Annotated in this window: 18 protein-coding genes; 9 read left to right on the top strand and 9 right to left on the bottom strand. The window is 62.5% G+C overall.

Annotation, left to right across the window (positions count from 1 at the left end; all coding sequences use genetic code 11):
* Positions 1 to 171 precede the first annotated feature (171 nt).
* On the bottom strand, positions 172 to 546 hold the full coding sequence (locus ABIB56_RS17805) for a winged helix-turn-helix transcriptional regulator (RefSeq protein WP_354570563.1): 375 nt from the start codon (positions 544 to 546) through the stop codon (positions 172 to 174).
* 98 nt (positions 547 to 644) lie between these two features.
* Here ABIB56_RS17805 and ABIB56_RS17800 point away from each other — a divergent pair, with 98 nt between their 5' ends.
* Positions 645 to 1040, top strand: a complete 396-nt coding sequence (locus ABIB56_RS17800; protein WP_354570562.1) for a nuclear transport factor 2 family protein — start codon at positions 645 to 647, stop codon at positions 1038 to 1040.
* Positions 1041 to 1526: 486 nt separating this feature from the next.
* Entirely contained in the window at positions 1527 to 2021 is a 495-nt protein-coding gene (coaD, locus tag ABIB56_RS17795) for a pantetheine-phosphate adenylyltransferase (RefSeq protein ID WP_354570561.1), read from the top strand.
* Positions 2022 to 2047: 26 nt separating this feature from the next.
* Here the strand turns inward: coaD and ABIB56_RS17790 are convergent, their stop codons facing one another.
* Entirely contained in the window at positions 2048 to 3838 is a 1791-nt protein-coding gene (locus ABIB56_RS17790) for a DUF2207 domain-containing protein (RefSeq protein WP_354570560.1), read from the bottom strand.
* Between the two features lie 91 nt (positions 3839 to 3929).
* Between ABIB56_RS17790 and fgd the strand changes: the two genes are divergently transcribed.
* From fgd to ABIB56_RS17770, 4 genes are all read left to right on the top strand, one after another.
* On the top strand, positions 3930 to 4952 hold the full coding sequence (gene fgd, locus ABIB56_RS17785; RefSeq protein WP_354570559.1) for a glucose-6-phosphate dehydrogenase (coenzyme-F420): 1023 nt from the start codon (positions 3930 to 3932) through the stop codon (positions 4950 to 4952).
* A 100-nt stretch (positions 4953 to 5052) separates the two neighbouring features.
* On the top strand, positions 5053 to 6459 hold the full coding sequence (locus tag ABIB56_RS17780) for a D-alanyl-D-alanine carboxypeptidase family protein (RefSeq protein WP_354570558.1): 1407 nt from the start codon (positions 5053 to 5055) through the stop codon (positions 6457 to 6459).
* 179 nt (positions 6460 to 6638) lie between these two features.
* The gene (locus ABIB56_RS17775) at positions 6639 to 7640 is read left to right on the top strand and encodes a TIGR03557 family F420-dependent LLM class oxidoreductase (RefSeq protein ID WP_354570557.1); all 1002 of its coding nucleotides are present in this window, start codon (positions 6639 to 6641) and stop codon (positions 7638 to 7640) included.
* 5 nt (positions 7641 to 7645) lie between these two features.
* Positions 7646 to 8410: a coenzyme F420-0:L-glutamate ligase gene (locus ABIB56_RS17770; RefSeq protein WP_354570556.1), complete on the top strand. Its 765-nt coding sequence runs from the start codon at positions 7646 to 7648 to the stop codon at positions 8408 to 8410.
* Between the two features lie 202 nt (positions 8411 to 8612).
* Here the strand turns inward: ABIB56_RS17770 and ABIB56_RS17765 are convergent, their stop codons facing one another.
* The 5 genes from ABIB56_RS17765 to ABIB56_RS17745 form a co-directional block, all read right to left on the bottom strand.
* Positions 8613 to 9092 (bottom strand): hypothetical protein, encoded by a 480-nt coding sequence (locus ABIB56_RS17765; RefSeq protein ID WP_354570555.1) that lies wholly within the window; start codon positions 9090 to 9092, stop codon positions 8613 to 8615.
* Between the two features lie 291 nt (positions 9093 to 9383).
* Positions 9384 to 11306 (bottom strand): beta-L-arabinofuranosidase domain-containing protein, encoded by a 1923-nt coding sequence (locus ABIB56_RS17760; protein WP_354570554.1) that lies wholly within the window; start codon positions 11304 to 11306, stop codon positions 9384 to 9386.
* Positions 11303 to 12226 (bottom strand): carbohydrate ABC transporter permease, encoded by a 924-nt coding sequence (locus tag ABIB56_RS17755; protein ID WP_354570553.1) that lies wholly within the window; start codon positions 12224 to 12226, stop codon positions 11303 to 11305. The genes ABIB56_RS17760 and ABIB56_RS17755 overlap by 4 nt, the downstream gene beginning before the upstream one ends.
* Entirely contained in the window at positions 12223 to 13167 is a 945-nt protein-coding gene (locus ABIB56_RS17750; protein ID WP_354570552.1) for a carbohydrate ABC transporter permease, read from the bottom strand. The genes ABIB56_RS17755 and ABIB56_RS17750 overlap by 4 nt, the downstream gene beginning before the upstream one ends.
* A gap of 25 nt (positions 13168 to 13192) precedes the next feature.
* Complete coding sequence (locus ABIB56_RS17745) at positions 13193 to 14479, bottom strand: ABC transporter substrate-binding protein (protein WP_354570551.1); 1287 nt, start codon at positions 14477 to 14479, stop codon at positions 13193 to 13195.
* 167 nt (positions 14480 to 14646) lie between these two features.
* Between ABIB56_RS17745 and ABIB56_RS17740 the strand changes: the two genes are divergently transcribed.
* Together ABIB56_RS17740 and ABIB56_RS17735 are read left to right on the top strand one after the other, a co-directional pair.
* Entirely contained in the window at positions 14647 to 15645 is a 999-nt protein-coding gene (locus tag ABIB56_RS17740) for a LacI family DNA-binding transcriptional regulator (protein ID WP_354570550.1), read from the top strand.
* Positions 15646 to 16395: 750 nt separating this feature from the next.
* Positions 16396 to 17394, top strand: coding sequence for a phosphotransferase family protein (locus ABIB56_RS17735; RefSeq protein ID WP_354570549.1), 999 nt, complete (start codon positions 16396 to 16398; stop codon positions 17392 to 17394).
* On the opposite strand, the gene ABIB56_RS17730 is transcribed toward ABIB56_RS17735, so the two are convergent.
* A complete protein-coding gene (locus ABIB56_RS17730) occupies positions 17374 to 17562 on the bottom strand; it encodes a hypothetical protein (RefSeq protein ID WP_354570548.1) in 189 nt (62 codons plus the stop codon). The two genes, ABIB56_RS17735 and ABIB56_RS17730, sit on opposite strands and share 21 nt — an antisense overlap.
* A gap of 357 nt (positions 17563 to 17919) precedes the next feature.
* Positions 17920 to 18501 carry a recombinase family protein gene (locus tag ABIB56_RS17725; protein ID WP_354570547.1) on the bottom strand — a complete coding sequence of 194 codons (582 nt, stop codon included), beginning with the start codon at positions 18499 to 18501 and terminating at the stop codon, positions 17920 to 17922.
* Positions 18502 to 19029: 528 nt separating this feature from the next.
* Between ABIB56_RS17725 and ABIB56_RS17720 the strand changes: the two genes are divergently transcribed.
* Positions 19030 to 20205 (top strand): PIN-like domain-containing protein, encoded by a 1176-nt coding sequence (locus ABIB56_RS17720; protein WP_354570546.1) that lies wholly within the window; start codon positions 19030 to 19032, stop codon positions 20203 to 20205.
* Positions 20206 to 20295 lie beyond the last annotated feature (90 nt).

Below are 20295 nucleotides of genomic sequence, written 5' to 3'. Positions count from 1 at the left end.
AACCAGATACGACAAACTCGCCCTCACCTACCGCGGCGGAGTCGTCCTTCGGGCCATCACAATCTGGCTCAAACCGTTAGGAGACACGCCCTAGTACCTCAGTTCTCCCTGACGAATCATCCGGGTCGGCCAGGGTTCTCTTCCGGCGGACCGGAAGTAGCCATTGTGCGCTTACTCCGTAGACGAGGTCTCGGGCATGTGGGTCTCGACCCAGTTGATGAGTTGATTGACGAAAGCAGCGACCTCTTCCCCGGCGCGAGTAAGCGTGTAGTCGACGTACGGGGGGACTTTTTGGTGATCCCGACGAAGGACGAAGCCGTCTTTTTCGAGGGCTTTGAGATTTTGCGAAAGCATTTTCTCGCTCACGCCGCTGACGTGTCGGCGTAATTCGCTGAACCGAAGGGTCTGCCCGCCTAGTGCCGCAAGGACGAGAACTCCCCACCTGCTGGTCACATGTTCGAGCACTGCCCGGGATGGGCATGCCGGGTCGAAAACATCGAATGGCCTGTTAGCGGGAATCGTGGTTGGTGTGTGATGCGTGAGCATCAAAGAAGCTTACTTTAAGGTGGGTACTGTGCGATAGAAAGCATCCGCGCTAGCGTAGTTTTCGATCGACACCACGGAAAGCCGCCGGTGTTCACGCAGTGATTGGAACCATGAAATTGAACCTTGAAGAGAACAAAAGAATTGTCGTGGATTACTATCAAACTGCCTTCGCCGGCAACCCTGAAAAAGCGATCGCCGACCACTTCGGAGACCACTACATTCAGCACAACCCCGACGCGGAGGATGGGCCCGAGGCATTCATCGGATTCGTGAACTGGCTCCGCGGAGAGTTCCCGAACCTCATGCTGGAAATCAAGCGGGTTCTCGCCGAGGGCGATCTAGTGGTCACTCATTCCCACCTCATTCTCGAGCCGGGAAAGCCAGGGCGCGCTCTGGCTGATTTCTTCCGACTTGAGAATGGCAAAGTCATCGAGCATTGGGACGTCATCCAAGACATACCGCAGAACCCCGCAAACAAAAACGGAATGTTCTGACCGAATCCCGAACCACCGCTACGAGCAGAAGCCTCCGACGACCCTCACCTTTTTAAGATTCGCCGAAACTGATCATTCGTGACCGGAAAGCGTGGGCGAAGCGGATCGCTGCAGAGATTCAGTGATGAGAGTTTGACGTTTAGCACTTCGTAGCACTTCGTAGCCCTGCGGACCTGTACCGCGCCTTCTTCAGGCCGCCAACGACCCATGGGATATGACACAGCGTCACGACCGTTCGCGGTCTTCGACGATTGACCTTCACTCCGTGGACGGAACGGCAGCAAGCCCGCTGGGATTCCGATGTCGATGATTGAGGAAGATGTCACAACTCACGAGTTCGTCCCGCTTGAGTGGGTACGAGCCCCTCGACGTAGTGGCCATCGCAGTGGCGATCTCGGTGGACATCTCAGTTGCCAATCGGACAATTGGAGTGGCAAGGAAGGTAACGGTCACGAGTTCGTAATATCGAGCAGATAGTCTCAAGTCATGAGCAGGATCGCCGTCGTCCCTGGTTCCTTCGACCCGGTGACCCTTGGTCACCTGGATGTCATTGAGCGAGCGGCGGGGATCTTCGATCAGCTGCACGTGCTCGTGGTGCACAACCCCGACAAATCGGCGCTGTTGCCGGTAGCGCAGCGCGTAGCCCTGATCGAAAAATCGATCGTCGATGCCGGCCTGCCTGACAACATCATCGTCACCTCCTGGAGTGTCGGCCTGCTGGTGGATTACTGCACGGATGTCGGGGCCAGCGTGCTCGTCAAGGGCGTGCGCTCGCAGGTCGACGTGGCGTACGAGACCCCGATGGCGATCGTCAATCGCAACCTCGCCGGTGTGGAGACAATCTTCATGCTGCCGGATCCCGCCCATGCGCACGTCTCCAGTTCGCTCGTACGTCAGGTGGCCGCTCTCGGTGGCGACGTGAGCCCCTACGTACCGAAGGCCGTGGCTAACTTCCTGCAGTCACCGGCCAGCCGGGCCTGACCGCTGCTCGTTGGCGGAGTCTGGAATCACCAGCCTCCTCCTCCTCCGCCTCCTCCGCCACCGCCGGCCGAACCGCCGCCGCCGGAACCGCCCGAGTTCGAGCCGCCGCCGGAACCGCCCGATGATGGGGCCGACGGGGTCGTGGCGAAGTGAGTCGACCCGATCGCTCCGGAAAAGACAGCGATCCCGGTGACGGCTGTACTGCCCGCGAACCAGTCGGCGTTCTCGGAGATCGAATAGTTCTGTTCGAGTTCCCGCATCCAACTGCGATCCACTCCCCAGATCATGGCGTAGGGCAGCAGTCGCTCGTAGAGCTTGAGCACGGCCGAGCGGTCCGTCACGTCGATGCGCTCTGCGGTGTCGGCGGCCTGAAGCACACGGATGCGGTCGGCCTCGGCGAGGGCGATGTAGTCGCGCAAGCCGAGCAGATGGTCGCGAAGTATCGCTCCCTTGGCCGTGAGAACGAGGGGCGGGCTGACGACGATGAATAGCACTATCCCGACGCTGGCGACGACGAAAACAGCGATGACGATCATCTGGTTGGTCGTCTGGTTCTGGTCGGCGAACCAGGCCAGAGCAATCACGGCAGCGACCAACACGAAAAGTGCCCAGCGAATCCGTGCCGGCCAGACGGATTTCGGTTGATGCCGGTAGCCCCTCTCCCTCGCCTGGTACGCCTCGTCGCCGGAGTGTTGTGCCAGTCGATCACCGAGGCTGCGGTCGCCACGGTCGAGCCTGAGCTTTCTCCCGGTGGTGAGCTTGCCGAACAGCATGCTCAGCAGCACACGTTCCTGTTTCGAGAGCGCCTTCGGGTTAGCGTCGAGCAGCTCAAGCTCGAAACGCTTCGATTTCGGCTCGTCAGGGAACTCGCGCATCCGTACGACCCCACGCACGGCGAAGTCCACGATCTGCGCGGGTAGTCCGCGCCGACGCTTTCTGAGCACCTCAGCGGCGAGTCGCGGATAGATGTCCTTCGGGGGAGCGTATTGCGCGATGACCGTGCTGCCCGGCGCGTTCCGCCAGACGAACAGCCTCAAGCCGAGCACCATCACAGCGATGATCAGAAGCAGCCCGAGCAGCACCCACGGTGTTACCGTCCACAGCCAGGAGTCCCCGTGTTTCGGGGCATCGACGAAGGCGGACCGGTCGAATCCGATCGAGATTGTGGCAGTCTCGAACCCAGTGAGACCCGTGGCCTTAGCGGTGATCGTGTTGCCGGCTCGTGCGATCGAGCACCGATCGGTGCTGCCCTCGCCTCCCACATAGCACGCGCTCTTTCCCGTGAGTTGTTTCGCGAGTCCGGGGCCGAGGTGCACCCTGGCCGTGACCTTGTCGAAGTCTTGCAGCCATCCGGTGCCGTTGACGTCCCAATAGAACTCGTCGGCGTTCGTGTCGGAGAACGAGCGCACCACGTTGTCGAAGGTGTACTCGAGCCTGTAGGTCTGCGTCCCATGAACGTAGGCATCTGGGTCGCCGATGCGCGCGGTCAGGTAGCTGTAGCCGTCATCCTTCACCGAGTACTTCAGCGACTTTCCGTGGCCGTCCGTAACCGAACTGACTTTCGGATGCAGGTCGACGTCGTCGTAGGTCTTCGGCAGATGGCGCTCAATGCCGTGATTTTGGTCGAAGTCCGGAAACTGCGCCACCAATGTCTCGACCACCCGCAGGTGTGCGTTGCCGTCGGCGTCGCGATCGAGATAGTAATCAGCGGTGAACGAGGAGAACGAGAAGTCGTCGACGGATGCCGTTGCTGATGCCGCGGGCGCGACGACGGCCAGAGATGTCAGCGCCACGGCGGTGAGAAGTCGGAAGCGCATGGTAGCTAACGCTATCGGTCGCTGTGGATAGACGGCATCGTCCGCTGGTCTCGGCTGTCCTCGCGTCAGGTTGTGGTGGCAGGATTGAGAGATGCTCCCCCTCAAACTCGGCTACAAAGCATCCGCAGAACAGTTCGACCCGCGAGAGTTGGTGGAGATTGCGGTGGCGGCGGAAGCGCACGGCATGGAGAGCGTCGCGGTGAGCGATCACTTCCAGCCGTGGCGTCACGAGGGTGGCCACGCGCCGTTCTCGCTGGCCTGGATGGCGGCGGTGGGGGAGCGAACCTCTACGGTGCAGATCGGTACGTCGGTGATGACACCGACATTCCGCTATAACCCGGCCGTGATCGCGCAGGCCTTCGCCACGATGGGCTGCCTCTACCCCGGCCGCATCATGCTCGGCGTGGGCACCGGCGAGGCACTGAACGAGATCGCGACCGGATTCCGCGGGGCAGGAGAGCAGCACTGGCCGGAGTTCAAGGAGCGCTTCGCGCGGCTGCGCGAGGCCGTCCGGCTGATGCGCCAACTGTGGACAGAGGACCGCGTCGACTTCGAGGGAGAGTACTACTCCACCCACGGTGCATCCATCTACGACCGACCGGATGTGCCGATCCCCGTCTACATCGCGGCGGGCGGCCCGGTCGTGGCTCGCTATGCCGGCCGCGAGGGCGACGGCTTCATCTGCACCTCCGGCAAGGGGATGGAGCTCTATACAGAGCAGCTCATCCCGTCGGTGCAGGAGGGTGCGGACAAGGTCGGTCGCGATTCCGGAGCCATCGACCGCATGATCGAGATCAAGCTCAGCTACGACACCTCGCCCGAGACCGCGCTGGAGAACACCCGGTTCTGGGCGCCGCTGGCGCTCAGCAAGGAGCAGAAGCACGACATCACCGACCCGATCGAGATGGAGAAGGCCGCGGATGCCCTCCCCATCGAGCAGATCGCTTCGCGCTGGATCGTGGGCTCAGACCCCGATGCCGTGGTCGCCGACATCAAAAAATATGTGGATGCCGGTCTCAACCACCTCGTCTTCCACGGTCCGGGCCAGGACCAGCGGCGATTCCTCGAGCTGTTCGAACGCGATCTGGCCCCACGGCTGAGGGCGTTGGCCTGACTCACTGATAACTGCTCGGCCTCGCCGATAAACGTATTGGTCTCGTCTAGCATGAGATCGTGATTGAGTATTTCTCCGCGCAAAACCCGGTCTGCAGATCGTGAGCATCGACGACCGCCGGGATGAGTTCGCCGAGTTCTCGGCGATGCTGGCGCGCGGTGAGGCGCAGGCCACCAGTCGGGGCAGCAGGCCGACGCTCGAGGTGGAGCCCGATGGCCGAATAGCACCGCCGATGGATGCCGCCGCTGTCGCCCGCGCCCGTCGCCGCCGCACCCGCGCAGGCATCGCGACGGTGGTGGTCGTGCTGATGATTCTCGCGGTGGTGGGCACGTACATCCCGCTGGCCCTGTCCGCCCCGGTGGACGCGGCCACCGTGCACCTCCAGCCGGTCACGGCCCCGAAGGCCACCGCCGTTGCACTCTCGCTTCCCCAGGTGGGGGAGAGCGCCGTCAGCGTCGCCGGCGCCGAAGACTTCGAGGGTACGACGGGCACGAACGGGATTCTCGCCTCCAGTGGCGGCACTGCAGCCCTACCGATGGCCAGCATCAGCAAGCTCATCACGGCCCTCGTCATCCTGGACGCCAAGCCGCTCGGTGAGAAGGATGCCGGTCCGAACATCACGTTCAGCAAGGCCGATCACGACCTCTACGACAAGTACTACGTGATGGACGCGAGTATCGAACCGATGAGCACCGGTTCGGTGATGTCGGAACGGGACGCCCTCGCGACGATCCTGGTGGCATCCGCGTGTAACTATGCGGAGGCGATGTCGACCTGGGCTTTCGGCAGCCAGGCCAACTTCCTTTCGGCGACGAGGAAGTGGCTCTCGGCTCACGGGATGGCCGACACGAAGCTGGTGGAACCGACTGGGGTGGATGCGCGGAACGTCAGCACCCCGACCGACCTGATCGCGATCGGCAAGCTGGCGATGGCGAACCCACTCGTCGCCACGATCGTCGGTTCGCAGAGCGCGTCCGTGGCCAATATCGGTCAGATTTCCAACACCAATGATCTACTCGGGATCGACGGCGTCAACGGCATCAAGACCGGCACCCTCGACAGTTCCGACCTGCTGTTCTCGGCGCGCGTGGATGTCGGTATTCCCGAGCCGATCACGGTGGTCGGTGTGGTGTTGGGCGGTGACAGTCGGCAGTCGGTCAACGATGCTGCACGTGCTCTCATCGCGAGCATCCAATCCGGGTTCCAGCAGATCCGCCTGGTGGGCGAGGGCGACGTCTTCGGCACCTACACGACCCCGTGGAACGATGACGCGACGATCGTCGCTGGCGAGCACGCGTCGGCGCTGGCCTGGTCGAACGCCGCCGTCACGTCGACCAGGACAACACGAAAGGTCACGACCGCGAAGACCGGGACGAAGGTGGGAAGCGTGACCTTCGTGGCGGGTAAGGCCACGGTCACGGTGCCCTTGGTGCTCAAGGGCTCAATCACGGCGCCGGATGCCTGGTGGCGGCTGACGCATCCGGCCCACCTGTTCGACCCACGGTAGTCGAACGTCCGCTCCTGCCTCGATATCGACAAGGGGGCGGCCGTGCGCTCCGGCAGACTCCACTAATTCAGGACGGTCCTGAGTCAGTGGAGCCTTGGCGATGAGCACCACGGTCGAATACCGACCGGCAGAATGTACGAGGATGAACTGACACCCGTCGGATTCGACAGAATGGACTCATGCCCGCAACTCCGCCCACCATCGGCTACGCCGCCATGCTGGAGCAGTTCCACCCGACCGAGGTACTCGAGCTGAGCGGGTACGCGGAGGAGCACGGTTTCAGGGGCGTCATGGCGGCGGATCGGTTCCAGCCGTGGGTGCCGCAGCAGGGGCAGGCGTCCTTCGTCTGGAACGTGCTCGGCGCCCTCGGCCAGACGACGCGGGGTGACCTCGGAACGGGCGTGACGGTGCCGACGTTCCGGCAGCATCCGGCGATGGTGGCCCAGGCCAGCGCGACATTGGCGGCGATGTATCCGGGGCGGCACTGGCTCGGCATCGGGTCCGGTGAGGCGATCGACGAACACGTGACCGGGGTTTACTGGCCGGAGACGGCGGAGCGGATCAACCGGATGTTCGAGGCCGTCGAGGTGATCAACAAGCTGTTCGCGGCATCCATCTCCGGTCGAGACGCCAAACACAAGGGGCCGTTCTTCACACTCGAGTCGACCAGGCTCTGGACGATGCCAGAGACTCCACCGCCGATCCTCGTGGCCACGGCGGGCCCTGTCACCGCCAAGCGTGCGGGCCGCACCGTTGACGGGATCATCATCGACGGGGCACCCCTCGACAAGATCGAAGGGCTTTTCTCACGCTTCGACGAGGGCGTGCGTGAGGCTGGTCGCAAGAAGGGCACGAAGGTACTGCGCCTTCACCTCAGCTGGGCGCCGACGCATGCCGAGGCGATGACCAACGCGATCACCGAATGGCCGAACGGTGGGATGCGGTTTCCGCGCTCCGACATCCGCTCGCCATTCGAATTCGAGCAGCTCGCCCGGCTGGTGCGCCCGGAAGACTTCGAAGGACGGATGCTGGTCTCCGATGATCTCGACGTGCACCGTGCCCACATCCAGCGTTACCTCGACCTCGGCTTCGACCGCGTCTACCTGCACAACGTCGGCCGCAACCAGCGCGAATGGATTGACGTCTTCGCTCGCGACGTGCTTCCGAAACTGGTGCGCTGAAGGTGATGCTCGCTCTTTTTGCACTGCACGGCATTCCTGAGGTCCAGGCAGGAGACGACCTCGGCACCCTCATCGGGGACGTCGCTGATGGCCTGCTCGAGGACGGCGACATTCTTGCGGTGACCAGCAAGATCGTCTCCAAAGCCGAGGGTCGTATCGTGCAGGCAGCCGATCGCGAACAGGCCATCACCGATGAGACAGTGCGGGTGGTGGCGAGACGTGGAATGACGCGAATCGTCGAGAACCGGCTCGGCATCGTCGGGGCCGCCGCCGGCGTGGACGCGAGTAATACGCCGGAGGGCACGGTGCTGCTGCTTCCGCTCGACCCCGACGCCTCGGCAGCCGCGCTTCGCACCACGCTCGAGGCGAGGTTCGGCATCCGGCTCGGCGTGATCCTTACCGACACGCTCGGACGCGCCTGGCGCGAAGGGCAGACGGATGTCGCGATCGGCGGCAGCGGAGTGCGCCTGCTCGACGACCTCCGCGGCTCGCTCGACACGCAGGGGCGCCGCCTCGACGTAACTGTCCCGGCGACCGGCGACGAGATCGCGTCCGCGGCGGACCTGGTCAAACGCAAGAGTGCGGGACTCCCGGTGGCCGTGGTGCGTGGGCTCTCGCACCTGCTCGATGACGATGCGCCTGATGCGCGCGTTCTCATCCGTTCCTCGGCGACGGACATGTTCCGGTTGGGTACCGAGGAAGCCTGGAACGAGGGCTTCGAAGCGGGAAAAGAGACGATTGCCCCGTTGCCATTCAATTTGTCCGATTGATAGGCCGATCTGCCACCGCCGCGACCGCGTGTGGACTTCGAGATGCTGGGCTTGCCGCACGTGTGCGCGGAGGAAGAAGCGGGGTGATCAGGCTTGTTCTGCGGCCTCACCGACGGCGACGTCACCGGCGGCGACGTCACTGACGGCGGCCTCAGCGATGAGCAGCCGACCACGGTTGACACGGTGGGATGGGATCTGGGGCTCAGATGAGTCGTGCGGTATCGATTGCGACCTGGTCCGGCGCGGACGGGTTGACCAGCACCGGGAGGTCGCGGCCGACGCGGGCGATCGCGGCGGCTTTCTCCGGTGTGCTGAATGACACACGCATTCTGGTGCTGTACCCCGCACCGGCAGAAAGGCTCACATCCAGGGTCAGATCGAAGGTCCCGCCCGGGGCGTTCGGTGTGCCCTGCGGCACAGCTACCTCGTGGGCGGCGAGCACCCGAGCGGTCGCCGGTTGCAGGCCCAGACCGGCCGCGCCGCCGGAGAGCGCCGCCGCGGCCTGCTCAGGGGTGAGCCCCCCGGCGGAAGCTCCCGGGACCGGGCGATGCGCATCGCCCACAACGCCAGCGGCTGGTGCCGCCGCAGTCGAAGACGCCTGCGGCGCGGAACCCAATTGGGCGGCCAACTGTTCAGCCTCGTGCTGGCTGTACTGCTTTGCCAGCTCTCGGTTGGTCGGCATCTCATCCCACCGAATCCGCAACTTCTGAGGATTGCCCCGCTCAACGCTCACCGGAAGCGTCTGACCCGGCGCCGGCCACTTCGCTGTTGGTGTCAACACCGAGTTGTGCTCAACGGCCACGGGGGCGATACCCGGCCCAGTGACAACACCCGACAGATGACAATTCGAATACGCCGCCCCAGAGACCCCAGCAGAGCACGACGTCAGCCGGTACTCCGCATCGACCAGGTTTTTGATCCTATTGAAAAGTCCCACACCACTTACCGTATATGTGCACCGGGAAGGCGAGGGTCAGACCTCGTCGCCGTCGCTGGCGGCGTACGCGGGGTCGCCAGGGTCGTCAACGTCTTGCCAGTTGCCGACGACAGGGAATTCAGTGACACGGAGCCTGGCGGAGCCGTATGGGACGAGGGCGAGTATGTCGTCGGTACCTCGGTCCATTACAGGGCTGAGCGGTGGGACGGCTGACTGGGCACCCTCCATCCGCCAGCCGCTGGCACGCGCAGCGGATGCGCGCACGATCACGGGCGCGTGGCCGCCGGCGAGAAGCGACCAGGGAGCGTCGGGTAGCGCACGACGCTCCACGGGCCACTCCGATGCGGCGTTGATGTCTCTGAGAGCTTCGTTCCATGAGCCGCGGCGGTGGATCTCCCACTCCCCGATGCCCGGCGCTCCAACCTGCTCAACCCAGTTCTCACCGGGCGAGTGAACCATGGTCAGGGGGCCCAACCGCACGCTTGCCGCCTGACGTTCGCGTCGAATGATCCGAGCTCGCATTGGTAAAACAAGGACTATTTCTTCGTTCGTTGACCAGTCCCGGTTGAGGATCACATACCCGTCGTCCGGTTCGACGGTGACGGTCTCCCCGCCAACGGTGAGCCGCGCATCTGTAGCCCAGGCAGGTATGCGCAGGTGCAGAGAGAACGGTTCGACGCGGTCGGTGTCGACTGTGATCGTGATTGTCTCGTCGAAGGGGTAAGCGGTTTGCACGGTCACGGCAACGGGGTCCCCGTCGATAGTGGTGCGCACTTCGGCGGGAGCGTAGACGACTGCGCGGAGTCCACCGTCGGCGTCGTGAAGCCACAGGTGCGAGACGAGCTTGGGCCAGCCCTGATGCAGGTTGGCTGTGCAACAGCCGAAGTGTGGTTCCAGTCCGAAGATTCCGGCGTCATCTGAGGAGTACGTCCATTCTCGTCGCGCGACCGACACTTCGATCTGGTTCGCCTGCTGGTGGTATTGGTGGCCGAGCATCCGTGGATCGCTGGAGGCGGGAAGCAAGTTGTACGCGAGCGACTCGAGACGGTCCCCGTCAGCACCTGCCCCGAATACCTGAGCGAGCACTTCGCAGGTGAACATCATCTCGACCACCTGGCAGGTTTCGATTCCGGCTGTTGCCTCGCGCCCGCCAAGCCACTCATCGCCGGAGAACCAGCCGTGGGCCTGTCCGTGCCACCGGTCAAGGTTCGCAAACGCCGCCTCCGTCTGCCGGCGATGGCCGGCGGTATCTCCGTCGCGGATCGCGTCGACCGCCCCCTTCTTGAGGCCCATCGCCACGTTCGGTCCATGCGTGCGATGCGAAAAGGTGCGGGCGGGCCCGGTGATGAGTTCGGTCGTGAGGTAGTGGTTCCAGGGCAGCGATTGCTGGTCGATCAGGTCGACCAGGCGGAGCAGCCAGTCTTCTTCGGTACGCTCGTGCAGCCACCACACCGAGAGCGTGTTGTCTGCGCCGCGCGCACGGCCCCACGATGACAGCGGCCGCTTGGGAAGATGCTCAAGCTGGTGCCGGAAGTACCGTTGAAGAAATGGAACGACCCGTTCGTCGCCCGTGGCCTCGGCGTGCTGGGTCAATACTTTGAGCGCCACCATCCGCGGCCACCAGTCGTCGTTGCCTGTCGGTCCGAAGAAGCCGTCGTCGCGCTGCGAGCCCAGGATCCACTCGATCCACGGTCGCGCGAGCCCAAGGAGCTTCTCGTCGTCGAGCACGTGGGCCAGGGGGATGAGTCCATCCAGGTAATAGGGCCCGCGTTCCCATTTCTCGCCGTCACCACCGCGCCAACCGTTGTCGGGGCCAACGTCCGGCCAGATCGATTCCAGCTGCCCGGTGATGCCGTCCGCCTGGAGTTGAAGCTGATCCCGTAACCACCCGGTAGGCACAATCTCCCCAAGCGGAAGCGGGCGGTTTCGGACCTGCATGCTCTGGATCCGTTCGCTCACTTGATAGCTCCTCCGATTAGACCTTTTGTGTAATAGCGTTGCAGTGCGAGGAATAGCACGACCACCGGCACGATAGCCACGCACGCGACCGCCGTGAGGAGCCCCGGGTCGATGATCGGAACCCCGGGGATTCTGAACGATGTGCTGATGCTCGAGAGCGCCAGTGGGAGCGTGTATTTGCTATCGGTGGAAAGGAACACAACCGAGGCGAGCAAGTCGTTCCACCCCGCCATGAACCCAAACAGTGCCACCGTCACCAGTCCCGGCCAGGCCAGTGGCAGCATCACCGACCGGAGGATGCGCGGGGTGCCAGCTCCGTCAATCTGCGCGGCATCCTCAAGTTCCGCCGGGATGCTGTCAAACGTGTTGCGCATGACGAAAACCGAGAATGGCAGTTGCAAAGTACTCAGCACGAGGATCACGCCCACCAGCGAATCGAGGATGCCGAGCTTGCCAAGCACAATCGACAGTGGCGTCAAAAGACCCTGAAAAGGCACGACGAGCGGGGCGAGGAGTAGGACGAAGATCACGGTCGAGAACCGGAAGCGGATCTTGGCCAGAGCATAGGCTGCAAGGGTTGACACGACGGCGACGATCACAGCCACCGCCACGGCCACCAGGAGAGAATTCAACACGTTCTGACGTATGTCAACAGACGGGTCGAAGACCTTGGCGTAGTTACCTGTAGTGAGGTGCTGGAGCGAACCGAGCCCGATCCCTTCGGCATCCGCCGAGGCGGGCAGGAAAGACCTCAGCAGGATGTAAATCACCGGGGCGATGAACAGGAGTGCGAGAAGTGTGCCGACGACGATGTACGTCGCCGAGGACAGCTGTCGGCGTCGGCGAGGGGACGGCCCCCGCGTTCCGACCTGTCGGGTGCGATCGCCTGTTCGCGCGGTATCGGCGGTAAGCGCTGTCATCGCTCGTCCTCCGTCCCGGTCGCCCGCAGCGCGCGGAGCTGGATGAGAGCAAGGATCAGGATGATGACGGTAAGTATCAGCGATAGTGCCGCGCCATAGCCGAGGTTGTAGCGTACGAACGACTGTTCGTAGGTATACATCACCGTTGTCGTCGTGGCTCCGCTTGGGCCGCCCTTGGTCAGAACGTAGAACTGGTCGAACACGAGAATCGAGCCGGATACGGCCAGGAGCAGACACAGGGCGAACTGCCGCCTGACTAACGGGAAGACGATCGACGCTTCGCGCCGCCACCAGCCGGCACCGTCGACCTTGGCCGCGTCGAAGACCTCATCGGGCACCGCCTGCATGCCGGCCATCAGCAGGATCATCGCGACCCCCATTGACTTCCACACGGTAAGTACGACGATTGCCCAGAACGCGGTCGTGGGGTGCGTGAACCAGGCAGTTTGGCCGTTGGTGAGCCCTGTGGCTCGGAGCAGCACGTTGATAATGCCCGTGCCCTGAATCAGCATGACATTGGCCATGTATGCCGCGGCGGTGAAGCCGATGACCACAGGAAGGAAGAAGGTTGTCCGCACGAACGAGACGAAGCGACCCTCACCGCGGACCATGACCGCCGCCGAATAGCTCACGACCATGCCAGCCGGAACCGCGACGAGCGTGAACAGCAGTGAGAAACCGAGCGACTGCCAGAACGCCGCGTCACCGAATGCGTGCACGTAGTTGTCGAATCCCGCCGGCGTGACCTGTCCCAGTAACGGCCAGTGGGAGAATGACATCGCAACCAGCATCACCATCGGCACGACGAAGAACACCAGCGCGAGTATAAGAGCCGGTGCGACAAGCAGGTACCCAACGAGGCTCCGTCGGCTGCGGGAGCGAGATGGCCGTCGTGCGGGCGCGAGCGCGGGTCCGAGCGTCGTACCGGTGACCGCTGTCATTGGAGAACTCCTCCGCAGTGCACGGTCACTTCCCGACTTGACTGTAGGCGTTACTGATAAGCGCGTTGGCCTGCGTGTTCGCCAACTTGAGCGCAGTCTTCGGGTCTGCGCCCTGGAAGATGACCTTCTGCGATTGCTGAGCCCACGGACCGTTGGGATCGTTGATCACCGCGTTGTATGCGATGCTCTTCGGCTGCTTTCCGATACCCAGCGTCGCGACGATGTTCTTCTCCCAGCCATCGGAGGCGAGCTGCTTCGCAAGGCTGAGGTCCGGCCCGATCCATCCCTGGGAGAGGTCGATCTTCGCGGCATCCTTCGTGCTCACTAGCCACTTCGTCAAGCTCCAGGCCTGATCGGGATGCTTCGCGCCGGCGGTGACGGCAATCTCGTCACCACCGAGGAAGGAACCCGACTTTCCATCCAGCCCGGGAATACCTACAGCGCTCCCGAATTGATCCTTCTTCGGGGTGAGCACGTTTGCACCGATGAAAATAATCCCCACGTCGCCCTTCAACGCGTTCTCTACGCCCACGTTTCCCGGGTCCTGGTTAGGCTGATCAGTTTTTTGCATCAGTCCGGACTTCCACATGTCCTGATACCAAGAGACCATGCCTACCACCGCGGGGTCAGTGAAAGTAGCCTTCTGGTTTTTCCCAGCGGGTGTCAGAACTTCACCGCCGCCGGCCCAGGCACTCGGGAAGCCAGTCCAGGCCTGCCCGACACCACCGATCGTGGAGAACCCGGTCACATTTCCGCCCAGCGCCTGGATCTTCTGAGCATCCTGCTTGATCTCCTGAAGCGATGCGGGTGGCGTATTCGGGTCGAGGCCTGCCTTCGTGAATAGCGCTTTGTTCCAGAACATCTGTGACCCGGTCAGCGCGACCGGAAGGGCGTAATGCTTACCGGCAAGCGTGCCGATATCGACGCCACCGGAGGCAAGCGTGGCAAAATTCGGGAGCGCCTTCGCCTTATCTGTGATTTCGGCAAGCACTCCCTGCGTCGCCAAGAGCGGCGTATTGACAATGTCGAAGCTGATAACGTCGGGTACCGAGCCGGCTCGCACCGAATTCGCGAGTTTGGTGAGGTACTGATCACCCGTGATCGTTGAAATCTTCACCGAAATGTTGGGGTTAGACTTTTCGAACGCCTTCACCTGAGTATGCAGATCGACCCCACCATCACGCTGCCATAGGTTGATCGTTGCCTTCCCGTCGCTGCTGCTGCCCGCAGATGTGCACCCGGCCATCGCCACCGCTGCGACGGCCAGACCGGCGACCACGAGGGTGGTGCGCCGCATGCTAGATAACTTCATTGTTGTCTCCTCGAAATCTTGTTGCCACAACCTACGGCAAACTTTGCTGCTGTTTTCCTACACTAATCAAGCAAACTTTCCATGTCAACGGTATTATTTGGGCGAGTGAGGCAACACGTTAGGCAAACTTTGCCTAACGGGTCGTAGGGTGAGAACCGGAGGTCGAGATGATCATGAAACGTCAGGTGACACTCGCAGATGTCGCGTCGGAAGCGGGGGTTTCGGTAGGCACGGTGTCAAAAGTAGTCAACGGCCGGGGACAGCTCACCGACGCGACACGACAACGTGTCGCCGGCATAGCAGAACGGTTAGGCTTCGAAATTCGGGCTACCCCAAGCCCGACACGTGCTGACCGCTCATTCCTGGTCGGTGTGCTCTCGACGGACGCTTATGGCCGGTTCACCATCCCGATTCTCACCGGGGCCGAGGACACTTTTGGACCGGGTGAGGTCTCGATGCTCCTGGCCGAAAGCCGCGGCGATCCAATCCGCGAGCAGCATTACATCACCACATTCCTGAACCATCGCGTAGACGGAATCATCGTTGCGGGACGCTCCAGCGACCCGCGAGCATCAATCACTAATCTACTGAAGGTGCCGGCAGTGTACGCGCTCGCACCTTCCGCCGATCCCGCCGACGTCTCGATCGTTCCTGACGACGAAGCCGGGGCAGTACGCGCCATCGAGCACCTCCTCGGCTCGGGTCGCCGTTCCATCGCCGTCATAGCCGGCGCACGCCGCCACACAGCCAGCGTGCATCGCGCCACGAGCGCGTGTCGCAAAATCCTCGACAGCGGATCGGAAGTGGTCGGCGGCGGTGCACTCTACGGGGAATGGAGCGAGCGGTGGGGCTACGAGGCCGCCACCCGGCTTCTGAACACCTCGTTTGACGGCGTCTTTTGCGCCAGCGACCAGATTGCCCGGGGGGTGGTGGACTGCTTGCGAGACAATCGCATCGACGTGCCCGCCCAGGTCGGTGTCGTCGGCGTCGACAACTGGAGCGTGATCACGGATGCCGCAAGGCCCAGCATCACCTCGATTGACCTCAATTTGAGGGAAGTCGGTCGTCAAGCATCCGACCTCCTGATGCGTAGGATCCACGGCGAAGATGTCGCCGGCGGAGTGCGGCGTGTGGACTGCTTCCTCGTGCCCCGGCAATCTACATAGAAACCACCAGGCGCCGAAACTCTCTCGCCACTCGCCACTCGCCACTCGCCACTCGCCACCAGATGACGAACGACCTCGTCGTTTCGCCAGATGACAATGGCCACCAGATCGGTACTGGTAGGCGCAAACAGTAACGGCTCTACCACCTCGACTATTAGCCTTCTCGGAGAGAGAACCAAGCGATACGGCAAGAGACCTATTCCCAGCAGTCTCTTCGGCAGAACCCACCGCAACAACGTCTCAACATCCGACGAACTGCATGACAGCGACAACTAGGGATAGGTATGTGCCAGGACGCCAAACTGACGATCCGCCGCACCATTCTCCAAGGAAAGCGGCAATGAGCGGACGGCATTTCACGCCGTCGGGAAAGCGCGATCGAGACCGGGTTTCGACCCGGAAGGTTACCCGGTAACGGAACCGCTTGCGGGCGGAGTAGGGCAGTGGGTGTCGAGCAATCGCCGCCGCATGTGGTAGATGCCTCGTGAGATTTGGCCGGTTTCTTGTTGCGGTGGGATCTGGATTCCTGATTTGCTTCCACGCCGCTCTGGGCCTATGGATGGCGTCAATGCGAGGAGGCGTGGTGGCATCGGCGGAGTCAGTGGATCCACCTCTTCGGCGTAATCGAGACTTTCTTTTGTCGATGGGCGGCCAGGCCGGTTCGATGGTCGGGTCGAGTATGACCTCGCTGGCGTTGGTAATGTTGGGCTTCGCGATCGCGAGACTTGGTACGTGTGCGACGCTTGGTGTGTGTGCAACCAATCAACACCGTTCGTCGACGAGCCGGCTACCGACCCGACGGTGCTGAGGACGCTGGCTGCCGCTGGTCTGCCAGCAACAGGGCGCTTTCTTCCAAAGGCTGGCTGGGTTAGCCGCGTGTGGGTCGGCGACGAATACGTCGTACGACTGAGCAACGGACAGTTTCGCGACGCGTATCGCCACGAGGCTACAGTCGTCAACCTGCTCGCCGGCAGCGAGGTCCCACACGCCCGGCACCTCGCCCACGGCCACGGCCTGGACGGGCCGTGGTATGTCTCCGAACGCGTGCCCGGCCGAACCATGTACGATGTCTGGCCCGCGGCGGACTCGCGCACGCGCCAAGCAATGATCGAAAGCCTCGGCTTTGCGTTGCGCGCACTTCACCGCGTTCCGGTCCCGGCCGACCTGCTGCCACCCTGGCTGGCTGATGCGCTCGCCGGCAAGCCGTGGGCTGCGTTCCACCCACCCGTAGTGAGTGCGGCGCTCCAGCTGGTCGAGGCTGCCCGGCGACTGCCCGGTCATGACTCACGCCTGCTAGCAGACGTCGACGATTGGGTCCAGGAGCGGCTGGTGTTGTTCGCCGCCGACGAACCCGTCCTTGTCCATGGTGATTTACATGGATCCAACGTGATGGTCGACCAAGGACGCGTCACCGGTCTTATCGACTTCGCGGAGGCGTTGGCTCAGCCAGCGGATGTCGAGCTCGATACCATCCTGCGCTGGTGCGCGAAGGCGCGAGAGTACCCACCCGTACCCGGTGAACAAGGGCTCGACGAAACCACACTCACCGAGGTCCCCGGATGGCTTCACGGCGCGTATCCGGAGCTGTTCGAGCGCGAGCATCTGCGCGAGCGGTTGCTCTTCTATGACATGCACCGGGAGCTCGCGCTATACGCACACCACCCCCAGCCTGACATACGCGAAGAGGCGCAGGACCGCATCGCTCGCCTGCTTTCCGGCCATAACCATCTAGATGGCCTCGTCTGGTAGGTCGTCGTCTTCGCGCCTACACGGGACATCGTGACCTGCACCCGAGTCCGGGCGCGTGAGCTGGCTCAAGTCCGTCACGGCCGACACGTCGTTGTTCATACGCGCGACGGGCGGTCGATCCGAGGCGTCCTCGTTGGTGCGTACCGCACCGAGGTCGTGCTTGCGCACGCGTCGCTTCTGCACGCCAGTGTCGCACATCACCTGGCGCGCGACAACGGCACGTACCTCTGCGTTGCGGGATCCGGCTCTACGGGATCAAGGCGCCGCTGACGCGGCGCACGGCCCGGCTGCCGCCCTTGCGGGACGGGAGATTCTATTGATCAAAACCACCTTGAAAGAAGGTGTTGCTTCGATCAATAGATTCTCCCGTGCGTCTAGCGGACGAGCTCGAGGATGCTATTTCAGTATGCCGGTGTCTCATATCCCTAGGGAAACGAGGCGTCCCGCAGGGCGGACAAGCGCTGTGTGTGGAGTTGATCGATAAATGGCGGTGTTCTGTGATGGCTCCGTGTCGCTGGTGCTCTGCTAATTGGTGAGAGCTCGAGATCTTCTATAGAACGTCGCTCGCGACATTCCGAGATCCCGGGCTACCTGGGCGGCTGGGTCACCGCCTTCGACAAGGCGGATGGCGCTTCGGATTTGGCTGTCGGTGACGCGTTGTGGGCGTCCACCGAGATCTTTCCCGGCGTCGCGGCGCTTGCTGACGGAGTCGATGATCCGCTCGCGCTTGATATCGTGCTCCATCTGCGCGAGAGCCGCCATGATCGTGAAGAGCATCGATCCCATAGGCGTCGAGGTGTCCACCTCGCCACCGCCGAGGTTCAACACGCGAAGTCCCGCGCCACGATCGCGGAGCCCCTGGGCGAAGTCGAGCATATTCTGCGTCGACCGGCCGAGCCTGTCCAGAGTTGTGATGACGAGGGTGTCCCCCGCCTCGAGCGCGGTGAGGGCGCGATCGAACTGCGGGCGTGAAGCCCGAGCGCCCGAGGAGCCTTGGTCGACGTAGAGGTCGTCACGTCGCACGTCGGCGGCGAGTAAGTCAGTTTCTTGCCGATCCGTTGATTGCGGTCGAGTCGATACGCGCGCGTAACCGATCAGTTTCGTCACAACGCTCCAGGTGTCTCGTAACTAACAGTGAGTACCGAAATTCAAGCACATAGTTACGACACATAGTTACGAGAATCGCGGATCCGCCGAATTGCGACAATCTGACCCGCCAGTTTTTGCGACCGACGAGACGCCTCGAAACCTTAGGGATACGAGGCAATTGGAACCTGGTGCTCCCTGGGAGCCAGGGCAAAGGCCTTTCGCCCAGCAAGTGCTGCATTCCACCACGAAGGACACAGAAGTCCGCGACGAGACTCGGGCGTTGAGACTTAGCTGCGCAGCGCGGCAGAGTGGCGACATGTCAAGCCGTAGGCGGACAGCCGCTGTCCGTAAGTCTTTCGCATGGCATGCTCGATCCATGTCGTTTTATTCGTGCGGGATCAGAAGTGGAATGCTGGACGTGGGCTCGTGAGTGCTGATATCCCGGCGGTCGATGAATCGCCTCGCTCCCTAATCACCGGATTCAGCCATCACTACCGCCCCGACCAAGCTCGGGTCGTCCAGGCTTTCAGCAGTGGACTGATTGTTTTGGACGCGAACGTCCTCCTGAACGTGTTGCGCTACACCCCGTCTGCCCGCAAGGAGCTGCTACGAGTCCTAGCCGAAGTTGCGGAGCGGTGTTTCGTCCCTCACCAGATCGCCGTTGAATACAACCGCAATCGGGTGAAGGTGGTCGCCGATCGCCACAAGGAACTGCAGGACATTGCAGAAGAAGTCGCCGGCATCAAGCGTTCCGTTCGGACGGTTGTCAACGGATTCAAGAATCGCAGCACCTTGAGATCGAAGGACGTTCCAGCCCTCGAAGAGTCCGTCACCGACTTCCTCGCCGCCTTGGAGAACGCTTACGAGGACGCGCTGCAGCAGTACGATCTCGAACCCGACAGGCTCGTTGGGACGATCGACGAATGGACCGCGAACCTCGACGTGATCCTCACTGGACACGTAGCGGCGAGGCCAAGTGCTGAACTCCTAGAGGCTGACGTTCTCGAAGCTGAGAAGCGGCACAACGAGTCGATCGCTCCTGGATTCAAGGATCAGAACAAGGGCGATTACTTGTGGTGGGCGGAGACACTTAGACATCCCGGCCTTCGAGGTAGGGCGCTGCTGGTGATCTCGGACGACACCGCAAAGGGGGACTGGGTTTTAGAGGAGCGGGGCATCGGTGTAGGGCCTCATCCAGTCCTCATTGAGGATGTCATGAGCGCAGGCGGAACCGACCTGGTTCTACTCACGACGCGGGACCTCTTGCAGCTCGTCGGCGAGGTGGATCCACAACGAGGCGTCTCGGGCGACACACTCGACGAATCCGAAAAGGTCCTTGCCTCTCGAAATGTCGAGTGGGACGAGGCTGCGTACAAATGGCTCCTGACCCAGCTCTCGATCGAGGGCTACGACGATCGCGTGGAAGCGATCACCACGGCGGCGACTGCTGATGGTTTCGTCGATCGGGAAGAGATCTATCGCATATTGGGAAGCGACGAGGACGCCCGGTCGCTTCGTCACTTCGCGACCCCCGTGCTCAGGCTAAAAAAACTCTTAGTGCGCGACGGAATGCTGAGCCCAGCATCTGCGGAGGCTCTGAGTGCGGTCTACGACGGGCCCGGAAAGACCATCGGTTACCAAGTCCCGGCCGAGTTTCAGGGATTCTCCAATCACTTCGAACCGGACCCAGATGACATGCCCGGCGGCAAGGACTGGTCCTAGTACTACAGTCGTGTTTATTTCATTGTCTTCGGCGTGTTTTGGACGATTTTTGGCGTTCCCGTGTTAATCCTTGCGGGTGGGCGATGATGT

Source organism: Glaciihabitans sp. UYNi722, from assembly GCF_040549465.1.
Classification (GTDB): Bacteria; Actinomycetota; Actinomycetes; order Actinomycetales; family Microbacteriaceae; genus Lacisediminihabitans.
This window is presented reverse-complemented; position numbering and strand designations above follow the sequence as displayed.

Bases quoted from the DNA above. Each gene is read 5' to 3' on its own strand.
- ABIB56_RS17765 (WP_354570555.1), bottom strand. From the start codon at position 9,092: ATGCCGACCAACCGAGAGCTGGCAAAGCAGTACAGCCAGCACGAGGCT.
- ABIB56_RS17770 (WP_354570556.1), top strand. From the start codon at position 7,646: ATGCTCGCTCTTTTTGCACTGCACGGCATTCCTGAGGTCCAGGCAGGA.
- ABIB56_RS17755 (WP_354570553.1), bottom strand. From the start codon at position 12,226: ATGACAGCGCTTACCGCCGATACCGCGCGAACAGGCGATCGCACCCGA.
- ABIB56_RS17790 (WP_354570560.1), bottom strand. From the start codon at position 3,838: ATGCGCTTCCGACTTCTCACCGCCGTGGCGCTGACATCTCTGGCCGTC.
- coaD (WP_354570561.1), top strand. From the start codon at position 1,527: ATGAGCAGGATCGCCGTCGTCCCTGGTTCCTTCGACCCGGTGACCCTT.
- ABIB56_RS17805 (WP_354570563.1), bottom strand. From the start codon at position 546: ATGCTCACGCATCACACACCAACCACGATTCCCGCTAACAGGCCATTC.
- ABIB56_RS17740 (WP_354570550.1), top strand. From the start codon at position 14,647: ATGATCATGAAACGTCAGGTGACACTCGCAGATGTCGCGTCGGAAGCG.
- ABIB56_RS17750 (WP_354570552.1), bottom strand. From the start codon at position 13,167: ATGACAGCGGTCACCGGTACGACGCTCGGACCCGCGCTCGCGCCCGCA.
- ABIB56_RS17745 (WP_354570551.1), bottom strand. From the start codon at position 14,479: ATGAAGTTATCTAGCATGCGGCGCACCACCCTCGTGGTCGCCGGTCTG.
- ABIB56_RS17775 (WP_354570557.1), top strand. From the start codon at position 6,639: ATGCCCGCAACTCCGCCCACCATCGGCTACGCCGCCATGCTGGAGCAG.
- fgd (WP_354570559.1), top strand. From the start codon at position 3,930: ATGCTCCCCCTCAAACTCGGCTACAAAGCATCCGCAGAACAGTTCGAC.